The following is a 21,166-nucleotide window of genomic DNA, read 5'->3' as shown; positions in this document are numbered from 1 at the left end:
TAACATCAAAAAATTTTAACACAAAAACCGCCCGTGGCCTTGGGGGTGGGGGGCTGGGCGCCGGCCGGTCGGGGCAGCACTGCGCTTTTGAAACTCCCCCGGGGGGGGGGGGGGGGGCCCCCCCCCGACCCTTGCGTCAGCAAGGGGCACGCCCAAAAATAAAACCTACTTCATAAAAATTATTCAATCATCGTATCACAGTAACCGTTCCTGCTCTTTCTAATAACTTACCCGTGCAACTTTTTACCTTGACAATATAAGCAAATACACTTACAGGCGAAATCTCCCCTTTTACACTGCCATCCCATTTGTGGTCTAAACTTTGACTACTAAATACCACATTTCCCCATCGGTCAAATATTTGCAAGTCAAATTCACAGATATACACACCTTTGATATCAAAAAGGTCATTCTGACCATCACCGTTGGGAGTAAATGCCGTAGGTACAAACAAAGTAGGTTCTTGTACAAGCGTAATTTCGTTACTTTCGCTCACTTGGTTTAATCCGCCTGTACCTTCATAAGCTACAATCTTATACACATAAAAAGCCCCATCGCTATCTATCAGTTTGTCATCTAAATAAGAAAGCTCTAAACTTGAACCAACAAAAATGGGCGCAGTGTACGTGCCATTAGGTACTCTGCGATAGACTTCATATTTTTCTACATTACCTTTCCATTCTCGGTAGTTTGTCCAATGTAGTTGATTTTGAAAAGGTTTGGGTACATAACCGCTAAGCAAAATAGTTTGAGCTTCATTGCTGCGCAAACTTTCATTACCACATTCATCCACTACCGTAATTTGATACACGTAACTATGCTTATCCACTTCTACAGCTTTATCTGTGTATGCGGTATCATTCGTTGTAGCTGTGGTGTGTAAAAGTGTCCAAGTACCTGTGTCTTTTACTTTCCTGTAGATGCGATAAAATACAGCACCTTTTTCTTTGGTTTTAGTCCATTGAATAAGTACCTCTTTATCTTGTACTACCGTAACTCGTGCTAAATACTTGCTCTCAGGCAAACGTAACTTGTAGGGAATAGCCGCACTCGTATCTGAGTAGGATACTTCGTTTAATCCGCCAAGTTCTAAGGCTTTTACTTGATAGTTATACTTTTTTTTGCAAACTACGTTAGTATCTATGTAAAAACGTTCATCAGGACCAAAAGTTTTGATAGGCACTCCGTTGCGAAAAAGTAGGTATTGGTCTACCTGCCAGCCCCCGTAAGGGGTCCAAGAAATTATATTTTTCTCTTCTCCTGCAACAGCAGTAATGTTAATGGTAGTATGAACAGTAGTATATTCAGCCGAAACATTGTCGCAGCTATCCAATACTTGTATTTTGTAATCATAGGTCAGGTCGCGAGTGTTTAAGCCAAAATCTGTATAGGTTTTAGTTGTGCTATTTGTAAATCCTATCAAAGTGTACGAAGGACTACTACTCTCTTTTCGATAGATGAGATATTTCTTAACATCTTTTGAAGGGCTTAATTCCCAATCTAATTGAACGCTGCCATTTGTGGCACTGGTAGTAAGTACTGTAACTCTGCGCAAAAAGTTAATTTGTGGAGGTATGGGATCTATTGCTCTTGCACCTGAAGTATCCGAGTAAGAAAATTCAGCATTTCCGCCTAATTCTGCGGCTCTTATACGGTAGTAATATGGCACACAGCTGACCGTATCTGTGGTTTGAGTAATATGTGCAGGCAAGGTATCTATTTCAAGGTAATTTATTCCATCTTTAGAACGTTCTATAATGTATTTATCTAACACGGGAAAACCAATGTAAGGTGTCCAACTTAACAGAATAGCTCCCAGTGAACCTGTTGCTGTTAAGTTCATTGTAGTATGGGCTGTGGTAGGTACACTTTCGGGATTGTTGCAACTATCTGTTACAGTAATGTAGTAGGTATAAGTGTTTTGCTTGGTATTTAGACCTGTATCTGTGAAGGTTAGCACACCAGATGCGGGATTGATATAATCGCCCACGTATACGGGTGTGCTGCTGTTTACTCCCCTGTAAATACGATAGGCTTTTCTACGGTAGTCAGGGCTAGCATCCATGCGCAGCGTTATTTCGCCATTGATTTCGTCCGTTTTGCTTACCGAAACTGAACGTAGATAAGCAGGTGCCACAGGGGTATTGTCATAAGGTTGGGCAGTTTCTTCATCAGAGTAGCTGTTTTCTAAGTTACCCCCATTTTCACGAGCTAAAATTTTGTATATGTACGTTTGTGAGCAAGATACTTGTACATCGCTATATGTCAGGGTGTTACCAGGTACAGAATCAATAGCTGTAAAGACACTGCTTGAAGCATTTTTGCGCAAAATAACATATCGTAATACTCCATTTTTCCAGCCTTGGTAGGCTGTCCAATCTAATTTTACTGTTTTAATAGCAGGGGTAGAGGTACTTAAATTGATACTTTCATGAATAGGGCTATCTTCGCTTACTTTGGCACAATTATCATAGGTGCGCACAAGGTAAGCATTAGTTTGCGTTTGTGTATTAACAGTAGTATGTGTATAGGTCATTAGTCCTGAAAGTGCAGTAGAAAAGGTAGCTATCAAGTTCCAGGGTCCTGTGTTATTAGGGCGATGATAGAGTTCATATTGTGTGATAGCTCCATTAAAGTTAGGCTGTATCCATTGAATTTGATTAGCACCTGCGATTGTACCTGTTGCTGTAACGGTAGCTATTCGTATCTCAGGGGTGGGCGGGCGGGTGCACACATCTATACTGTACGGCGAAGCCGTTACTTGGCAAGTATTGAGAATTTTTATTCGGTAGCAATATGAATTGCTGGCTGCATTTATGGCTGTATTGTCTATGTATGTAGTAGTCGTACTTGGCACAGTTGCCAAAGTAATATAGGGACCCCCATTCAAACTCCTTTCTATTACAAATTGCCAAGTAGCAGTATTTGATGCAGGATTATTCCATTTTATTTGAATTTGATTTACTCCTAAAACGGTCAAATTGCACAATAGGTTCGGACTTAACTGTGGAAACGAACAAACTTCGTTGCTAAATTCTCCTTCGGCAAGGCACTTATTTTTGGTTGTAATTTTATAGCAATATACATTATCTACTGTATTAACCGAAACATCCGTAAAACTGGTTGAGCTTGTAGTAGCGTAAGCGGTATAAGGACCTCCATTGACACTTCGATAAATTACATATTCTTGTACAAACGCAGGGTTGTTTGCCGCATTCGGTGTCCAATTTAATACGATATGGTTGCTTGCTGTACCTGCACATGCTAACGTAGGCGGAAGTAAAATCGGCATTGGGTCAACGTATATGTTAATTGTTTTAGAGGTTACTTTGGGTAAAGGACAACCGTTATCCGTAGCATTGATAACAAAAATGTATGGAGTAGGTTTTACATCATTACAACTGGGTTGCCAACACAAGTTACTGGAAATACTGCTGCTACCGCTTACAGTTGGAAAGGTAGCTGTGTAAGGGCTGCTTAAAATAACACTGCTACCAGTCATTGTGATAATATCGCTTGGATTAGCATCTGTCAAAGTAATGGTATGGCATGCCATTACACCCGCTGTAAAATGTAAGTCTCCAGCTACTACGCTTGGAGGTAAGTTGATTTGTGGAGCAGCATTTGGTGGACAATTCCCAACAATAATTTGAAAATCTCTTCTTATAATTCCTATCAATTGAGCTCCTCTATATTCTTTAACTTCTACTCCTACTACGTATATACCAGGATTTTTAGGGTGCATTTTTAGCTCACCATTGAGGGGATTAATACTAATAAAAGCACCCCCTGCCGTACCCAAAGCAGTAGTAGGACCATAGCCCGGTGCCCAGCTAACAGGCGTATAAGGTCCAGGATTAGGCGGAATGGGCATAGGGAATGCACTCGACCCCCCTGTAAAAGGACTAACTAATGAGAATTCTAATACATCTCCATCAGGGTCAATAGCATTAAAGTTCATATTTACAGTATCATTCATACAGATATAAGGGATAGGGTCAAGATAAAAGCGAGGTGAGCTATTGCATAAAGAAAGGTTCCTTATTTCTGTGTAGTAAGTAATTCCTGTGGTCAGTGGGCTATTAAGATTGACAATAGCGCCATTTCTGCAGCAGCGTTGCCAAGAAACATAATATCCCCCTGGGTCATCATCTAATTCCTGTTCAAAAATATAGACGCCTTTTTTGACACACTGCATTGAAGGTGTGCCACAGTGCGCGCCACTAACTAAAGAGGCATCTAACTCAAAAGATAAAGTACCATTCAAGGAAGTAAATAGAGTGTGGTTAGCCAATCTGTAAATAGCGATTGTTATATTATTATCAAACGGCACAGTACTGTTGCTACAATCTCTGAATACTTCTAATCTAAACCTGTATTTATTATCGCCTAAACACACATAAGTTAAGTCCCCCCCTACAATATGGGTAGCAAAAGTTAAAAAATAGGAATACAAAAATGCAAGCAAGATAATAAGGTAACAATGCATAGGAATGTAAATATAGCAAATTTAATTATAGATTTTTATTTAAGCTTGAAAGCTTGTTTATTCTTGCGCTACGCTCAAAAAGGTAATGGGACGAGAGAAAAAATACATTAAAGTTCATACCATGTAATGACAAAAAAAAAAAAAATCAGATTGGTAAAATTAACTTACAATCGCAGTTACTTCAATTTCTACCCATAAATCAGGATGTATTAAATTTTGTACTTCCACAATAGTAGTGGCAGGTTTAATATCCTTAAAAAATTCGCCATGTGCTCTACCAATATCCTGCCATTTAGTAATATCAGTTACGTAGATGCGCGTACGTACGACATCTTTTATACTTGCATTTACTTGTTTTAGAGCATTTTCTATTTTTTGCAGAATGAATTTTGTTTGTTCATAAAAACTACCTTTACCGATAATGTTACCTTCACTATCTACTGCAGCCGTGCCTGCTACTTCAATAATATTTCCTACTCTTACTAAACGGCTGTAGCCTACAATATCTTCCCAGTAGGCACCTGAACTAAGATTTATTCTTTGTGAGGAATTATTCATTTCTGTTGACATATTGCTCTATATTAAAACCAAATAATTTTTGACTTTCCTTCTTGAATTTTTCTGCATGAATAGGAACTACACCTATTTCTTCGCACACTAGACCACCTGCTAAATTAGAAAGCTCTGCAATTTCTTTGAGAGGTAAGTTCAAAGCTATACACAATGATGCCACACTAATAACGGTATCCCCTGCTCCAGATACATCTGCAATTTTACGCACATGCGCAGGAACGTAATAAAAATTCTGTTGATTTCCTATTGCAACTCCGTGTTCGCTTAGCGTAATCATGACATTTTGGCAAGATAAGGTTTTTGAAATAAGTTTTATAGCCTCGTGCAATGCGTTTTTATCTTGTGGATCTGGACTTATATGTAAGCCCTCTTTAAGCTCTTTTAGATTGGGTTTAAATAAAGTACACTTTTGATAAGCTAAAAAGTTTCTAAACTTAGGGTCAACGGTAACGGGAACTTCATACTTTTGAGCTAATTCTATAATTTTTTTGATAAGCTCTTCATCTAACGCACCTTTGTCATAGTCTTCAAATACAATCACATCGATATCGCTGATAATGCTTTGGATAAACTCAAATAGTTTATTTTGGAACTCTTGAGGTACTATGTCAGTTTGCTCTGCATCAATTCGTAACAGATGTTGATGGTGGGCAATTACTCTTGTTTTGACAGTTGTTTTTCTGTTTTTTACTGTGAATATACCTTCACTACTTAAATTTTCTTTATATAGTGCTTCGTAAAAAATTTTACCATAGTGGTTATCTCCCACAAAGCCGCATAGGATAGGTTTTGCCCCAAGATTTTTGAGGTTTAAGGCTACATTTGCAGCACCGCCTAAGCGAACTTCATTTTTTTCTACATTAACCACAGGTACAGGTGCTTCAGGTGAAATTCGCGTAGCATTACCCCATACGTACTCGTCTATCATTACATCTCCGATGACAAGTGCTTTAATTTTTTTGAAACCTTCAAACAATGTTTCTATATCCATACTGACTTTGCAAAAATAGAATAAAATAATCTAAATTCTACGTTGAGTTAGCTAGATTATCAGCTTTGAAAATAAAAGCTTGATATTCAAAATATTACGTATTTGTTTTGTTAAAAGTATTGGGTATTTCGAAAGCGTTATTATTTTTGAACCAAGTTATTAAGTAATATGGTCAAACTACCTGAAGGTGTTACGCTCCCTGAGGGCGTAGAAATAAAAGAGGGTTTAGAAGGTGTTTTCACTTCTGTTTCTCGTATTTGTAAAGTAGATGGGCAGAATGGCATTCTGATTTATAGTGGCTACAACATCAATGATTTAGCCAAGTATGCTGATTATGAAGAAACAATGTATTTACTTTTCCATGACAAGCTTCCTAATAGAAGAGAATACGATGAGTTTGTCAGTCGATTGCGTTCTATGCGTCAGGTGCCTCAGCCCGTTTTAGATTATCTTAAAACACTGAATAAAAAAATAAGCCCGATGCATGCGCTGCGCACAGCAGTTTCTATGTTAGCTGATTTTGATGACAAAGCCGACGATTTGAGTTATGAGAACTGTTATCGTATTGCATTGAGTTTGAATGCAAAAATAAGCACGTTAGTAGCAGCTATTGCTCGTATTCGTAAGGGATTAGAACCTATTCCTCCCACAGAACACCTTAATGAAGCGGCTAACTTTTTATATATGCTTCGCGGGGTTGAACCTGGTCCAGCCGAAACTGAAGCTATTGATATGTGTTTAATTCTCCATGCAGAACATGGCTTGAACGCTTCTACTTTTACTGCCAAAGTCTGTGCTTCTTCTGAATCTGACTTCTATTCTGCTACCACAGCGGCTATTGGTTCTTTGAAGGGACCTTTACACGGTGGGGCAAATACAGAAGTTATGGAAATGCTTTTAGAGATAGGTTCCGTAGAAAATGTAGAGCCTTATATTATGAAACGGCTACAAAACAAACAAAAAATATTTGGCTTCGGGCATCGCGTTTACAAAACCATTGATCCTCGCGCAGAGCATTTAAAAAATCTCTCCAAAGCACTTTCCGAAGAAGCTGGAAATATGAAATGGTACGAAATTTCCTTGAAAATACAAGAGGTAATGCGTCGAGAAATGGACATGAAGGGCAAGCCTATCTATCCTAACGTAGACTTTTTCTCTGCATCTGCATATTACACAATGGGCATAGAGTTAGAGATGTATACTCCTATTTTTGCTATGAGTAGAATGTCGGGTTGGTGTGCGCATCTTTTAGAGCAGCTTAATGACAACAAGTTAATTCGCCCACGTTTGTATTACATAGGCAAAATGAATCTGCCTTACATTCCTATTGACCAAAGAGAATAGAAACAAAAAAGCTTTAATAGTGAACCGTGCTTATTATGCGCGGTTTTTTTATTTAATTTTCTGTTTATTATCAAATTTTCTTACAGGATTCAGGCGCAAGGAACTGACATATTTTCAGGAGCAAAAATTTGGTAAACAAACAGATATTTGTTAGTATTGCACATGTATTTACCTACACTATGGGAAAATTTGTAATTTCTAAAAGAAAAAACGGGGAATTCCAATTCAACTTGCAAGCTGACAATGGTCAGACTATTCTAACTAGTGAAGGCTACACTACAAAAGCCAGTTGTATTAACGGGATTGAATCGGTTAAGAAAAACAGCACAGAAGATGATAGATACGAGCGCAAAACTTCTGCTAACGGCAAATTCTACTTTAATCTCAAAGCTACAAACGGACAAGTAATAGGTACGAGCGAAATGTATGAATCAGAAGAAAGTCGCGAAAACGGAATTGCGTCAGTTAAGAGAAATGCCCCAGATGCTGAAATAGTTGATCAAACTACATCAGAATAAGCTACAAGTAGAAATATCTGCCGAGATTATCCAAAAATAGCAGATATTTCAAATAGGGTAGAGTGCGGTTTTTAATGCGTGAGGCATGCGGAGGGTGGGCGTTAGCCCAGTGCGGAGCGAAGCGCAGCACCGAAGCGTGAGCGTAGCCCGTAGCACGCCGACCTTGTGGGCATGAGCGCCAGCGAAATGCCCACAAGGGCACGCCCAAAAAAATAAAAATAAAATTTAACTTTTTGTAAAATAAAACTACTACTTTCATCAAAAAGCTAATGACAAATTCAAACTTACATCCGCACCTGTCCCAAGAGTAGGTTTTACTATCGGCATGAGATTGTCTGAACCTATGCCAATTTTGAGAATATGCATAAGATTGAAAGACAAAAATCCACCTACGGCATAATTATTATATCCACCTACAGCACCTGATATACCAAAGTTAAACATGTTCCGTAAGTCATAGTTGTAGGCTAGGGAAAGATAAGGTCTTGTGGTAGCCCCAGGCATATTGTTCAAGCCCTGTACATACGTCAGAATTATAGAGTGCCCTTGATATTCCTCATCATCTTCAAGTTCTTCATCCATTTTTCCTCCCCATTTAATTTCAGTTTGTAAAAATATTTTCGTGCCTAAGCTCATAGAGTAGCTTTGCCCTGTTGTTTCAGTAGGCTTGAATATACTAGTGATTGAGTCAAGATTGTATCGGGGATCGCCGAAAAAGTTGCTGATTACTGCACCTTCATAAACATATTTACCTCGTTTTTCATACGTTTTTACATCTTTTGTATAAGTTACTGAACCAAAGTCTAGCAGACTAGCATTAACCTCAAAGTGCTTAGAAAAATTAGCACTGATACCTAGGTCTACACCGTAGCCTGTACCGTTGAAATTTCTACCGTTAAAGTTTCGGATACCAGAAGTTTGCAGCTTATAGTCAAATTCTGCTTCAATAGATCGGCCATCAGCAGCCGTGTATAGATATAAATCACTTTTAGGCATGTATATTGAACCTATACCTTGAATGTATTTTCCTCTTACGCCCAATCGCACTCCTTTTTGAATAGTTCCAGCAAGGTTAAACGCACTACCTACGGCATACTCCCGAGTGTAATGTGCATTAAAAGACAGAGGACCTAACGCAGTACGCTGCCCTGCAAATTGCTTGTTTCCTTTCCATGCAAGTTTCATTAAGTTTTTAGAGTAGTTCATTTCCATAGCAAACCTATCTATGGCAGTAAAAGAAAGGTTGAGTCCACCAAGCTGCAAAGCAAGCCCTGCAATTTGAAAATCTTGCCCTGCTCCAATTTGATTGCGCTCTCTCAAATTGTTAACAAAATTGTCAATCTCTTGCTCTGTAATAGATTCCCCTTCACGGAACTTTTTTATTATCCCATAATCTATGGCATTATTCCCTATCCAAAAGTAAAAATTAGAACTTACCTGAACATGCTTTCTGCCTAAATACAATTCAGAGGGTTCATAACGAGAAGAGTTCAGGTCGTTGTGATCGCAGTATGTAGCCGATAAATTATACTGCGCAAGGACTGCCGTAGCAGCTATTGTCAAAACAGAAACTAATATCTTTTTCATAGGCTATTGATTTTGTTGATTTTCTATTGTTATTTTGATATCTGCTACTAGTTGTAAGGTTAATTTGTCTATACTGCGGATATAGACCACAGGTGCTCCGCTTCCTGTGGATACTTTTGCGTAACTCTTGAAATACTTGGCTGAACTAATTTTGTCAAACTTCTGTACGCTGAAAGGGATATCTACCGAAGCGGTAGCCGTGCTGTTAGAATAACCCGAACCATCTATAGTAGGTGAACTTATCAGTTGACTGCTTGTAAGTAAAGAATCTATTACTTTGTAAGTGCTATCTAAAAAATATCCTTGGACTTTGACTTCAATAGGCATTTGGTTATCTGAAAAAAGAACAAATTTTCCAGATATTTGCCCTGTTTTTACAATTGAACCTGTGATAGAAAAATTAGAGGTATCTGCTAGTTCAAAACTGTTGTTACTAGCTAAACCAACTTGTTCCACTTTGAGATTCTTGATAGTAAAACGCAATGTCAATTTCTCTGAACCGTTAATGGTAACAGGGCTATTTTTCCCATCAGAAGAAAAATTGCTTATTTTGAGTTTGATATTTTCAGTAATTTTCTTACCAGACACATTATATTCAGGGGTCATGGTATAAGTTTGCCCAGGTTCAAGTGTAACAGGCAAGGTATGAGTAAAAAATACAGTTGTTCCTGCTTGAATACCAATTACAGCACCTGCTTTGATATTTATAGGAAGATTATTCTCAATTACCATTGTCATTGTACCCGAAGCAAAAGTAATAGAAGCTACGTCAGCGCTAATAGGTATGACATATTCAGGTAGCGAAGTAGATGGGATAGGAGGGATTAAGGGATAAGTACCGTTAGGAATACCTGCATCACTCATTTTAATTTCTTTGCTAAACTTAACTTCTTTGAGCTGAACAATTTCTTCTGGAGAAAGAGGTGCTTTTACTAAGGGGGCAAGAATTTCCGTAGTCCAACGCGGACTTTCTACTTTATTGGGTCTGAACCCACACCCGTGCATAATGAGCAGAAATAAAGTACAAAAACAAAGAAAAATTCGCTTCTTCATGTAACAAAAATACGAATAAATTGTTTATGTTCGCATAATTTATGGACATGCACACAATTAAATTAGCATTAGACTGGACGCCAAATATCAATCACATAGGTTTTTTAATAGCAAAAGAGCTAGGTTTTTATTACCAAAAAGGAATTGGAGTTGAAATAATCAGCCCCAGTGAGGATAATTATCAGCTTACACCAGGTAAAAAATTAGAACTTGGACTAGTAGATTTTGCTATTGCACCTTTTGAAACAGTAATAAGCTTTAACAATAAAGCGAATAGTGCTCCATTTATAGCAGTGTTTGCAATATTGCAAGAAGATTTGAGCTGCATTGCAACTCTTAATCGTCCAGACATTCACACTCCCAAAGATCTTGACAACAAGATTTATGCTTCCTATAAAGCACGTTATGAAGATGCTATTGTCAAGCAAATGATAATCAACGCAGGAGGAAAAGGTACAATACGCATTTTATATCCTGATAAACTAGGAATTTGGAATACACTTTTGGAGAACAAAGCCGATGCTACTTGGATATTTGATAATTGGGAAGGCGCAGAAGCCTTGACCAAAGGGATACAGCTTAAAAAATTCAGGCTAAAAGACTACGGTATTCCCTACGCTTACTCACCTGTACTTATTTCTCATGCAGATAAACTCAACCATAATCAAGAACTATATGCAAACTTTGTAAAAGCTACTCGAGAAGGCTTTTTATATGCCCAACAAAATAGACCACAGTCTATTTCTATTCTCAAAAATTATCTTAGCTATGAAGAAAACCAAAAAATTGACATAGAAAAAGCTTTTTCTATGACCGCACAGCACTTTGGTGATACTAATACTTGCGGTTTGATGAAGAAAGATAGAGTTTCAAATTTTTTAGAATGGCTAGTTGAACATAAACTAGAAAATCCAAAAATTCTTGAACAAAATTTATTTACAAATGAACTGCTCTGATGTTCTAAGCAGTTTTGAGTTTAAAACTGCAGCTTTTGCTGACTTAGTCCAAATAAAGCATAGTCATATTTGACAGGATCTTCAGGGCAGAGCTTTTTAAGAACGGCGGTAAGCTCAACAGCAGCTTTCCAAGTGGGTTTAGTTTTTTTATCCATCAAAAAGAGCTGTTTAGCAGCATGCTCTACATGAATGTCTAAGGGACAAACCAACTGCGCAGGCTGTATAGTTTGCCATATCCCAAAGTCAACAGGACTGTTACGGCGTACCATCCAACGTAGAAACATGTTAAGTCTTTTACAAGCACTGTTTTTAAGGGGAGTACTAATGTGTTTGCAGGTCCGCAAGGGTGCTTTTTCTAAAAAAATTTGATTAAAACGCACTAGCCCTTCATAGACGTTTTCACTTTGAGGGACTACGCTAAACAAAGGTTCTAAACTGTTATACCGCTGATATATTTTTTGGAGTTGCTGCACAAAATAAACTAAATCTATTTCGTTGAATGTTCTATGCTTAAATCCTTGTAAAGCTTTGTAGTCTTTTTCAGAGTGGTTCAGAATAAAATCATAAGGAGCATTATCCATGCGTTCAAACAGATCTTTACATTTTTTAAGAATAGTTTTACGTTGTCCCCAAGCTAGAACAGCAGCAAAAAAAGCAGCAATTTCTATATCCTGTTTTTGAGTATATTGATGTGGAATACAAATAGGATCGTGTTCAATAAAATGTACAGTATGATACTTTTCAAAAAGCTTTTCTAATAAAGCAGAGATTCGGGGAGTTACAGTTGTTGTTCTATCCATTGCTGTACTGTTTTGCGGGGAGGTTGAAATTGATAAATTATTTTGTATAACATGTTTGTAATAGAAAAAGCATCTTTTTTATCTTGTATCAGTTCGTAAATACTTTGCAGGGCATAATACCCTTCAGCTACCATTTTCATTTCCAATTGGGCAGATTTAATAGAATATCCTCTACCTATCATACTACCAAACATGCGATTTCTACTGTATTGGCTATATGCAGTAACTAAGGCATCCCCAAGATAAACGCTGTCTAGGATATTTCTCGCAGAATTTGGACATAAAAACTTTAACAATTGCTCAATTTCTTTGATTATGTAAGTAAAAAATGTGGCTTTGAAGTTATCGCCATAGCCCAAACCATTGACAATCCCCATTGCTATTGCCATAACATTTTTAATAGCTCCAAAGTACTCTATTCCTAACACATCTTGTGTTAAAGTTGTTCTTAAATAAGGCTGTTTTAACAAATTCTCTACTTTTTGAGCGGTTTGTAAATCCGTGCTAGCTATGTGCAAATATGAAAGCTGTTGCTGTGCCATTTCCTCTGCGTGAGTAGGTCCGCTAATGACGACTATTTGTGCAGCAGGAATAGAATAATCCTGAATCAGAGATTGAGAAACTGTTTGGTTTTGAGGATACAGCAAACCTTTTATTCCGCTAACATAAATGCATTTTTGAGGTAATTGAGAAGGTAAAACTTGCTTTAGAAAAGCAGAAGGAACAACTAAAAATGTAAACTCTGCGTTTTTTAAGGTAAGATCCCAATCTTGAGTAGGAACGACATTTTCAGGTATGTACAAGTCAGGAATGTACTTAGGGTTTTGTCTATATTCAAGGATATGTGCTATTTGGTGAGCATCCCGCATCCACCAGTATATGGTAAAGTCATGCTGCGCCAAAAGCTTAGCTAATACAGTAGCTAAGCTTCCCCCACCTACTATGGAAACCATAGTGCAAGTATAGCAGAATTACGCCGCTCCTTCAACTTCTAAAAAAGCGGGAACGATATCAGTGTTGAATGATAAATTTGTGATATTCTAAACTATTTGTAGTCAAGTTTTGTATGCACACAGTATACAATCCGCTACAAAGGTTATCAACAGGAATAGCAGTGGGATTCTGTAATTCTATTACCTTTTTGCCACTAAAATCAAAAATTTGAACAATGTAATTTTGGTTTGCAGGACGAATGTACAAAGTATTGTTAGTTACAGTTGGGTATACGTCAAAGAGTTTTTCGACCTGATGGCTTTCTACATAGGTAGGAAATGCACTTAATTTAAGTATAAATGCATCAAATTGAGTAGCAGACAGGTAAAAAGTAGAAGCATCCGGATCAAAATCGCAGGTATCTGAAAAATTTCCTGCAATGTAGAGATTTGCAGAGTTATCTTGACATATCGCAAACCCTTGGTCCCAAGAAGGACCGCCAACACTCTTAACCCATTCAAAATTTCCTGTACTATTGAGCTTGAGAATAAAGATATCCCATGAGTCCATGTCTGAAGTTATTTGATATATAGGTAATCCTGGGTCAAAATCTACTGTACCTTGGTAGCTTCCTAAAACAATAATATCATTAGTTTGCGTAACAACTATTTTTTCTCCATCATCATACCCGGTTGAACCAATACCAGCTGCCCAAGCAAAACTTCCTACATCATTTAGTTTCAAAATAAATGCATCTGAAAGCCCATTAGAAGTAAGATTGAAAGTACCTGCTCCTGGGTCAAAATCGCAGCTGCCTTGAAATGAACCTGTAACAATCACATTATTCAGGTTATCTATTTGTAAGTCTCTTCCAGATACTGTTGCACCTGATGCCCCAACTTGTTTAATCCATGTTAAAGCTGTCGTGTTATCTAGTTTACAAACAAACAAGTTAGCTTGGGCACCCATTGAGGTTAGTGTGTAAGTACCAGAACCTGTATCAAAATCCACAGTACCTCCGAAACCCCCTGTAACATAAAAATTACCTGCTGCATCTAATGCTAAGCCTCCAATATTACAGAAACTAGTAGTAGTAGTGCTAGCAAATCGTTTTGCCCATTGGAATGCACCTGTGCTTGCGGTAAATTTGACAATAAATAAATCTCTTCCAATGGGATTAAGACTGAACACAGAAGGGCTAGGGTCAAAATCTACTATTCCGTCAAAAATTCCTCCTATGTATAAATTGCCTGTGTTATCCAGTGCAATATTCAAGGAAAATTCATCTTCAGGTCCGCCACACTGATTGACCCATAAAAACCCACCCGAAGGATCTAGCTTTAGCGTAAAAATATCAAATCCGCCTACCGCAGTTAAGTCATAAGCACTCGGACCTGGATCAAAGTCTACGGTATTTTCAAAAACTCCTGTTACATAAATATTGCCTGTATTGTCCAATACAATACTATATCCTGTTTCTTGGCCAGGTCCGCCAATTTGCTTAGCCCATATTAGCGATCCTGCGGGAGAATACTTGGCTACAAAAATATCGGTCATACCTACTGGTATCAATGGAACTAGGGCAGGACCTGGATCCATATCTACGGTTCCTGTAAATATGCCTGTTACATAGATGTTACCCGATGCATCTACAAATGTTGCTAGTATATTTTCGCTTTGGCTTCCTGCGATAGGCTTAGCCCACGCAAACGTAGGAGCACTTTGAGAAAACAACTTTGTAGATAAAAGCAAAAAGAGAACAAAAACAAGTGAATAAACTATACGATTTATTTTCACGATCAATTTCACAATTTTTTCAGTTGGTTATTACAAAGGTAATAAAATAATTACCAACTCTCAAAGTTTAATAATCTCTTTTTATTGTAGTTGTTCAAAAGTTCTTGAAGTATAATCTCTGTATTTTGTTTAATTTTTTGGGCGTGCCCTTGCCCACACTTCGCTGCGCTGGTGTGGGCAAGGTCGGCGTGCTACGGGCTACGCTATCGCTTCGGTGCTCCGCTTCGCTTCGCACCGTGCTAACGCACGCCCTTCGCATGCCTCACGCAAGGGATCTCTGAAATAACCGTTTCTCTCTGTTTTATGCAAAGTTTTAGCTTGTAAGTACTTGTACTTCAAGCTTAAACAAGATAAAGACATAACTGCACAGGTTATCTGCGTGAGGGGCATGAAGCATGCCGTTAGGCAGTACGAAGCGCAGCGAAGTACCGAAGCGAAGCGCAGTGCGGAATGCCCCGACCCTTGCGTCAGCAAGGGGCACGCCCAAAAAATCAAATTTTAATACAAAAAATCACACCATTTGCTGCACTCAATGGCTTTTTGCCACAAGGCAAGAGCTTCTTCATACTGCAAATCAGGTACGTTAATTACAATTTTTTCAAATATCGGATTGCGTAAAAAAGTTGGATTGAATGTAGTTTGTACTCGTTCCATTTGATAAGGTATGCTGTAATACGTAAGCAGGTCTATCAAAGGCTGTGCTTCTATCTCATAATTAAATTCATCTATTGTTTTCCACTCTATATTCATAGTCGTAAAATACAACAATTTTGAGGCTCTAACAACATTTAACAAAAAAATCAAGTTTGTATTTGCAAATTCAAAAGAGATTTGTAGTTTTGCAAGCCGAAATTAGTATTCTCACTTATGGCAGAGTCAAACGTAGCACAAAGAGTAAAAAACATTATCGTAGAAAAACTTGGAGTAGATGCTAGCGAAGTAACTCCAGAAGCCAGTTTTACAAATGATTTAGGCGCAGATTCATTAGACATAGTAGAGTTAATCATGGAATTTGAGAAAGAATTTAATGTCAGCATTCCTGACGATGCTGCAGAGAAAATTAGTACAGTAGGTCAAGCAGTGAGTTACTTAGAACAACAAGTAGCATCTAAATAAGCTAAAGCACTACTTGTATTCATTTTACTCTAAATTTGAAGTGCCATGCAGTTGAAACGGGTCGTAGTTACGGGCATGGGGGCACTCACCCCTATTGGCTTAGACATACCCACTTACTGGGAAGGTCTTAAATCTGGTACAAGCGGCGCTAATCTAATTACAAAGTTTGACACAACTAAGTTCAAAACGAAGTTTGCTTGTGAGCTCAAAAACTTTGACCCGTTACAGTATTTAGACCGAAAGGAAGCCCAGAGAATGGATAGCTTTTGCCACTATGCCATAGCCGCAGCCGAGCAAGCTATGCAAGACTCTGGGCTAAACCTTGAAAAAATAAATTTAGATAGGGCAGGTGTAGTTGTAGGGTCAGGTATTGGCGGAATACACACTTTCTTTCAAGAGGTACAAGCCTTTGTGAAGGGGGATGGTACTCCGCGTTTTAATCCATTTTTTATTCCTAAAATGATAATAGACCTCGCACCAGGTCATATATCTATCCGATATGGGTTCAGAGGTCCTAACTATTCTGCGGTGTCCGCTTGCGCTACTTCTAGTCATAACATTATTGACGCGTTTAATCTTATTCGCTTAGGCAAAGCAGACGTGATTATTACAGGGGGTTCAGAAGCTGCCGTAACGCCCACAGGTATTGGGGGCTTTAATGCTATGAAAGCACTTTCAGAGCGCAATGATGACTATTTAAGAGCTAGCCGCCCTTATGATAAGGAGAGAGATGGCTTTGTTTTAGGTGAAGGTGCAGGAATTTTAATTTTAGAAGAACTAGAACATGCTCTAAACAGGGGTGCGAAAATTTATGCTGAAATAGCAGGATGTGGTATGTCCGCAGATGCTTATCACATTACTGCGCCTGACCCAGAAGGTAAAGGGGTACGATTAGTAATGCGGAATGCTCTAGAAGATGCGGGCATGAGTGTGGAAGATATTGATTACATCAATACGCATGGCACTTCTACCCCTCTTGGCGATGTCGCAGAAGCAAAGGCTATTGTAGAAGTATTTGGTGAACACGCTAAACGGCTAAGTATTAGCTCTACCAAATCTATGACAGGGCACCTTTTAGGCGCCGCAGGAGCTGTAGAACTTATTGCTTGTATTTTGGCTATACAACATAATCTGATTCCACCTACTATCAATCATGAACATAAAGACGAAGAATGCCCTGACTTAGACTATACCTTTAACGTAGCAAAGCCGAGAAATGTACGAGCTGCATTAAGTAACACCTTCGGCTTCGGCGGGCACAATACTTCTATCATCGTCAAAAGATACGAATAATGTGCTTTCGGCGATTATATTGGCGTTATTTTGCTAAAAAATGTGAGCTATCTAATTTTGTGTATAGACTAACAGGACACATACCTAAAAACATAGAACTTTTCAAACTTGCTTTCACTCATACCTCTGTAATTAGCGCAAACTCAAAAGAACAAGTAGCTTTGTACTCAAACGAACGATTGGAATTTTTGGGTGATGCTATATTTTCGTCTATTATTACCGAAGTCCTATATCGGAAATATCCACTCAAGACAGAAGGTTTTCTTACTGAACTAAGAGCAAAAATTATCAACAGAGATTTTTTAGACGCTTTGGCAGTCAAACTTCATTTTGATGCATTTATCAATTACCGTAGAGAAAAGGTACCCAAAGCTAAAAACTTATACGGAAACTGCTTTGAAGCTTTTATCGGTGCACTCTATCTTGATGCAGGATATGAAAATACTAAAAAATTTGTCGTGCATCGTTTGTTAGCTTACTGGATAGATATAGAGCAGCTTTCGCTGACAGATACCAACTTCAAAAGCAAACTTATTGAATATACCCAAGAGCACAAAATGAATTTACCTTCTTTTGAAGTTATAGAGGAAAAAAAAGAAGGCGGACAAAAGTTGTACGTAGTTCAAGTTAAGGTAGGAGATATCACGGCTATAGGAATAGATTCAGTGAAGAAAAAAGCCGAACAGCTAGCTGCCGAGCAAGCATTAACAAAAATTGAACAGAGTAACAGGAAAAATTTCTAAGCTCGTGCTTGCTTAATACCTTACATCAAAATTTTTGTAAATTTTACAAAGAATTACTTGCATGTTTATTATGTATTTCGTACCTTTGTCCAAACACAATAATCAAAGAAACAGTGTCATGAAAAAGTATATTTTTATTTGGCTATTCGTATTCTCAGGTCTTACTGCGGTAAAATCCCAGCAAGCAGAAGCACAGCCCCTGCCCCTGCCCCCTGCACAACTCAAAACGAAAAAAGAATTTACCGATATCAATGAGGCTCTTAAAACCCCTAAAGAAGTGTATCGCTTAAATTTAGCTCATAAACCTTTTAATCCTAAACGCTTGTATGAATTTCAAAACTTACAAGAACTAGATATTTCAGGAAATGAGATTGTAAAACTAACGTATATTTCCCAACTCAAAAACTTACAACACCTATACGCTGATGAATGCGCTATTTCAAGCTTAGTAGGAGTAGACGAACTGATTGGAATGGAAGTAATGAGCTTAGCTGCTAATAGCATCGAGGACCTAGAACCGCTTACTCACTTAATTTACTTAAAAAAATTGCACCTAAATTCTAACCAAATTAGTGATATTAGCGCACTGAGCAACATGTTGTACATGGAGGACTTAAACCTTAGCCACAATCTTATTTCTAGTATATTCGCACTAGCAAACATGTCCCGACTAAAAGTCTTAAATCTTGCTCATAACCAAATTACTGACATAAGTATTTTATCCAGATTAAAAGACCTCAAAGAACTGCATTTAGAAGGTAATCCTGATATAAAATCCTTTGCCCCTATTGAGGAGCTAACTCAATTAGAGCAATTATACTTACCTCAAAGCCCAAAAATTACCGTAGAGTGGATAAATAACTTAAAGAAAAAACTGCCTAAGTGCAGCATTCATATTGTAGAATCATAGAACTATTTCAAAAACGACGACCTTTTTATCTGTCAATAGATATATCTTTCTACTGACTTGGTTATAGTTCCTACTTTTTAGCCTTTCGCTTATATCTAGGGGCTCAGTAATTGCAAAGTCTATAATTTTGTGTTCAATACCAGAAATTTCCTGCATTTGTTTCTTTTCTATTTGGTCGTAATAGAATAGCTTGTTATCGGCAGACAAGCAGAAAATATATGGTTCAGAAACCGCGTATTTAGTTAAAGAAATACTTTCCACATAAATAGTGTGCAAATATACGCCAAACATGTCATACTTTTGGATGCACTTTTTAGCTTTATCCCATACGTATACAAAATTAGCGTTGCTAACAGTAATTTGTGAAGGTTCTACTAAGCTGCCTGCGCCCCAATCGTAGCCTCCAAAATAAGCTATGAATTCCCCTTTTGCAGACAATTTACTCACCCCAGGTACATTTTCATCTAATAGATACATATCCCCGCTAATATTTTGGGCTAAGTCCAAGGGATTTTGAATAGGATACTTAGCTTTATTAAAGTTTATCTCTTCAAGGTAGCGAAGTCTTTCGTTGAGAATTACGATTCTTTGGTTACCGTAATCTAAAAGTAAAATAGCTTGCCGATTTTTTGCTATAATTTTTTTCGGCTGTTGAAAACGGTCTTGGTTAAATCCGCGCCCACCAATAGTTTGCGTAGTACAAGGTTTAATTTCAGTGTTAATACGCGAAATTTGATGCGTACGAGTATGACAAAGGTAAATATTTCCTGAATTATCTACTTCTATGCTGTTAGCAGTATATGGAATGTCCCATTCGGCTATTTTTTTTAGAGTTTGAGATATAACTGTTTTGGTTGATATACACACCAGCAGTAAATAGAACAATCTTTTCATCAAGTTTTAAACTACAAAAAATACGCAATTTTTTCTTAAAGTAGAGATTAAACTGTCCTGTTTGAAGAGGAGTTGGCTGGTTGGTTGTAAATTGGCTACATTTTTTAATTTTGCATCGGCGTTTACAGCCGAGGGACTTGTCGTAAAAGAAACCATAAGGTTGTAAATTGGCTACATTTTTTAATTTTGCATCGGCGTTTACAGCTTTTTTCAGACCTTAATGCAATATCATACGTTGTAAATTGGCTACATTTTTTAATTTTGCATCGGCGTTTACAGCCGCGCAACCACGCACAACTTGAAGCTATGGTTGTAAATTGGCTACATTTTTTAATTTTGCATCGGCGTTTACAGCTGATGTGGATAACTCTAGACAAAACAGAAAGTTGTAAATTGGCTACATTTTTTAATTTTGCATCGGCGTTTACAGCACAAAGCTAGTTCAGGAGAAGTAAGGTTGGGTTGTAAATTGGCTACATTTTTTAATTTTGCATCGGCGTTTACAGCCAAATGTAAATAAGTTGTTCATCGGACTAGTTGTAAATTGGCTACATTTTTTAATTTTGCATCGGCGTTTACAGCGCCAACCAAAATAAAATTATCGAGGAGAATGTTGTAAATTGGCTACATTTTTTAATTTTGCATCGGCGTTTACAGCGGGAGGACGTGTACGCTGTCGTGATAGATGGTTGTAAATTGGCTACATTTTTTAATTTTGCATCGGCGTTTACAGCCAAAATAAAAAGACCAATAGTGCTTGCCAGTTGTAAATTGGCTACATTTTTTAATTTTGCATCGGCGTTTACAGCAGACCACAGCTGTAAGCGCTGATTTTCAATAAGATAAACGTCAAAAATAGCCATAAAAAAAGCCCAAAAACTAACACTCAAAATTGTAAGTTGTAAAAATAAAATTGAATTTTTTCAATCCGAACGAAATACGTATTTTTTAAAAGGCTAAATATTATTGTTCTAAACATTACAGTCAAGTGGGCTTACGGAGTATTTTTTATACACTTTATGCAAAGTTTTAGCTTGTAAGTGGTTGTACTTCAAGCTTAAACAAGGTAAAGACATAATTGCCCAGGTCATCTGCGTGAGGGGCATGGAGCATGCCGATAGGCAGTGCGAAGCGTTAGCGAAGCACCGAAGCGAAGCGTAGTGCGGAAT

General features: G+C 37.8%; 21 protein-coding genes and 1 CRISPR repeat array. Of the genes, 8 read left to right on the top strand and 13 right to left on the bottom strand.

The genetic code is table 11. The annotated features are described in order from the left end of the window. Positions 1-187: 187 nt before the first annotated feature. From NZ519_03890 to NZ519_03880, 3 genes are all read right to left on the bottom strand, one after another. Positions 188-4,456 (bottom strand): gliding motility-associated C-terminal domain-containing protein, encoded by a 4,269-nt coding sequence (locus NZ519_03890; GenBank protein ID MCS7027884.1) that lies wholly within the window; start codon positions 4,454-4,456, stop codon positions 188-190. Between the two features lie 192 nt (positions 4,457-4,648). Continuing rightward, positions 4,649-5,059 (bottom strand): RidA family protein, encoded by a 411-nt coding sequence (locus tag NZ519_03885; protein ID MCS7027883.1) that lies wholly within the window; start codon positions 5,057-5,059, stop codon positions 4,649-4,651. Continuing rightward, the gene (locus tag NZ519_03880) at positions 5,040-6,053 is read right to left on the bottom strand and encodes a bifunctional ADP-heptose synthase (protein MCS7027882.1); all 1,014 of its coding nucleotides are present in this window, start codon (positions 6,051-6,053) and stop codon (positions 5,040-5,042) included. Before NZ519_03880 ends, NZ519_03885 begins: the two co-directional genes overlap by 20 nt. A 168-nt stretch (positions 6,054-6,221) precedes the next feature. Here NZ519_03880 and NZ519_03875 point away from each other — a divergent pair, with 168 nt between their 5' ends. Both NZ519_03875 and NZ519_03870 read left to right on the top strand, forming a co-directional pair. After that, the gene (locus NZ519_03875; protein ID MCS7027881.1) at positions 6,222-7,397 is read left to right on the top strand and encodes a citrate synthase; all 1,176 of its coding nucleotides are present in this window, start codon (positions 6,222-6,224) and stop codon (positions 7,395-7,397) included. Between the two features lie 179 nt (positions 7,398-7,576). Beyond that, the gene (locus tag NZ519_03870; protein ID MCS7027880.1) at positions 7,577-7,915 is read left to right on the top strand and encodes a YegP family protein; all 339 of its coding nucleotides are present in this window, start codon (positions 7,577-7,579) and stop codon (positions 7,913-7,915) included. A 1-nt stretch (position 7,916) separates the two neighbouring features. On the opposite strand, the gene NZ519_03865 is transcribed toward NZ519_03870, so the two are convergent. From NZ519_03865 to NZ519_03855, 3 genes are read right to left on the bottom strand one after another with little or no spacing between them, the layout of a single operon-like run. After that, positions 7,917-8,123, bottom strand: coding sequence for a hypothetical protein (locus NZ519_03865; protein MCS7027879.1), 207 nt, complete (start codon positions 8,121-8,123; stop codon positions 7,917-7,919). Positions 8,124-8,173: 50 nt separating this feature from the next. Then, positions 8,174-9,502: a DUF5723 family protein gene (locus NZ519_03860; GenBank protein MCS7027878.1), complete on the bottom strand. Its 1,329-nt coding sequence runs from the start codon at positions 9,500-9,502 to the stop codon at positions 8,174-8,176. A 3-nt stretch (positions 9,503-9,505) separates the two neighbouring features. Further along, positions 9,506-10,555, bottom strand: coding sequence for a hypothetical protein (locus NZ519_03855; GenBank protein ID MCS7027877.1), 1,050 nt, complete (start codon positions 10,553-10,555; stop codon positions 9,506-9,508). Positions 10,556-10,596: 41 nt separating this feature from the next. Here NZ519_03855 and NZ519_03850 point away from each other — a divergent pair, with 41 nt between their 5' ends. Continuing rightward, positions 10,597-11,511, top strand: a complete 915-nt coding sequence (locus tag NZ519_03850; protein ID MCS7027876.1) for an ABC transporter substrate-binding protein — start codon at positions 10,597-10,599, stop codon at positions 11,509-11,511. Positions 11,512-11,531: 20 nt separating this feature from the next. On the opposite strand, the gene NZ519_03845 is transcribed toward NZ519_03850, so the two are convergent. The 5 genes from NZ519_03845 to NZ519_03825 form a co-directional block, all read right to left on the bottom strand. Continuing rightward, positions 11,532-12,311: a TIGR02757 family protein gene (locus tag NZ519_03845; protein ID MCS7027875.1), complete on the bottom strand. Its 780-nt coding sequence runs from the start codon at positions 12,309-12,311 to the stop codon at positions 11,532-11,534. Further along, entirely contained in the window at positions 12,290-13,264 is a 975-nt protein-coding gene (locus tag NZ519_03840) for a glycerol-3-phosphate dehydrogenase (protein MCS7027874.1), read from the bottom strand. Before NZ519_03840 ends, NZ519_03845 begins: the two co-directional genes overlap by 22 nt. A 58-nt stretch (positions 13,265-13,322) precedes the next feature. After that, positions 13,323-14,978 carry an SBBP repeat-containing protein gene (locus NZ519_03835; GenBank protein ID MCS7027873.1) on the bottom strand — a complete coding sequence of 552 codons (1,656 nt, stop codon included), beginning with the start codon at positions 14,976-14,978 and terminating at the stop codon, positions 13,323-13,325. A gap of 157 nt (positions 14,979-15,135) precedes the next feature. Beyond that, the gene (locus NZ519_03830) at positions 15,136-15,300 is read right to left on the bottom strand and encodes a hypothetical protein (GenBank protein ID MCS7027872.1); all 165 of its coding nucleotides are present in this window, start codon (positions 15,298-15,300) and stop codon (positions 15,136-15,138) included. Next, complete coding sequence (locus NZ519_03825) at positions 15,240-15,380, bottom strand: hypothetical protein (GenBank protein ID MCS7027871.1); 141 nt, start codon at positions 15,378-15,380, stop codon at positions 15,240-15,242. The genes NZ519_03830 and NZ519_03825 overlap by 61 nt, the downstream gene beginning before the upstream one ends. Here NZ519_03825 and NZ519_03820 point away from each other — a divergent pair. Further along, positions 15,370-15,543 (top strand): hypothetical protein, encoded by a 174-nt coding sequence (locus NZ519_03820; protein ID MCS7027870.1) that lies wholly within the window; start codon positions 15,370-15,372, stop codon positions 15,541-15,543. The genes NZ519_03825 and NZ519_03820 overlap by 11 nt on opposite strands. On the opposite strand, the gene NZ519_03815 is transcribed toward NZ519_03820, so the two are convergent. Further along, complete coding sequence (locus NZ519_03815) at positions 15,540-15,791, bottom strand: hypothetical protein (protein MCS7027869.1); 252 nt, start codon at positions 15,789-15,791, stop codon at positions 15,540-15,542. The genes NZ519_03820 and NZ519_03815 overlap by 4 nt on opposite strands. 117 nt (positions 15,792-15,908) lie before the next feature. Here NZ519_03815 and NZ519_03810 point away from each other — a divergent pair, with 117 nt between their 5' ends. The 4 genes from NZ519_03810 to NZ519_03795 all read left to right on the top strand — a co-directional run bounded on the left by NZ519_03810 (position 15,909) and on the right by NZ519_03795 (position 19,103). Continuing rightward, positions 15,909-16,157, top strand: coding sequence for an acyl carrier protein (locus NZ519_03810; protein MCS7027868.1), 249 nt, complete (start codon positions 15,909-15,911; stop codon positions 16,155-16,157). 45 nt (positions 16,158-16,202) lie between these two features. Then, positions 16,203-17,450 (top strand): beta-ketoacyl-ACP synthase II, encoded by a 1,248-nt coding sequence (gene fabF / locus NZ519_03805; protein ID MCS7027867.1) that lies wholly within the window; start codon positions 16,203-16,205, stop codon positions 17,448-17,450. Positions 17,451-17,509: 59 nt separating this feature from the next. Continuing rightward, positions 17,510-18,193 carry a ribonuclease III gene (gene rnc, locus NZ519_03800; GenBank protein MCS7027866.1) on the top strand — a complete coding sequence of 228 codons (684 nt, stop codon included), beginning with the start codon at positions 17,510-17,512 and terminating at the stop codon, positions 18,191-18,193. Between the two features lie 70 nt (positions 18,194-18,263). Further along, positions 18,264-19,103 carry a leucine-rich repeat domain-containing protein gene (locus NZ519_03795; protein ID MCS7027865.1) on the top strand — a complete coding sequence of 280 codons (840 nt, stop codon included), beginning with the start codon at positions 18,264-18,266 and terminating at the stop codon, positions 19,101-19,103. Here NZ519_03795 and NZ519_03790 read toward each other — a convergent pair. Continuing rightward, a complete protein-coding gene (locus NZ519_03790; GenBank protein MCS7027864.1) occupies positions 19,098-19,997 on the bottom strand; it encodes a hypothetical protein in 900 nt (299 codons plus the stop codon). The two genes, NZ519_03795 and NZ519_03790, sit on opposite strands and share 6 nt — an antisense overlap. A gap of 83 nt (positions 19,998-20,080) precedes the next feature. Further along, positions 20,081-20,579: a CRISPR direct-repeat array (repeat unit 46 nt; unit sequence GTTGTAAATTGGCTACATTTTTTAATTTTGCATCGGCGTTTACAGC). Positions 20,580-21,166: the final 587 nt, after the last annotated feature.

It is taken from the genome of Bacteroidia bacterium (assembly GCA_025056095.1).
Taxonomy (GTDB): Bacteria; Bacteroidota; Bacteroidia; order JANWVE01; family JANWVE01; genus JANWVE01.
This window is presented reverse-complemented; position numbering and strand designations above follow the sequence as displayed.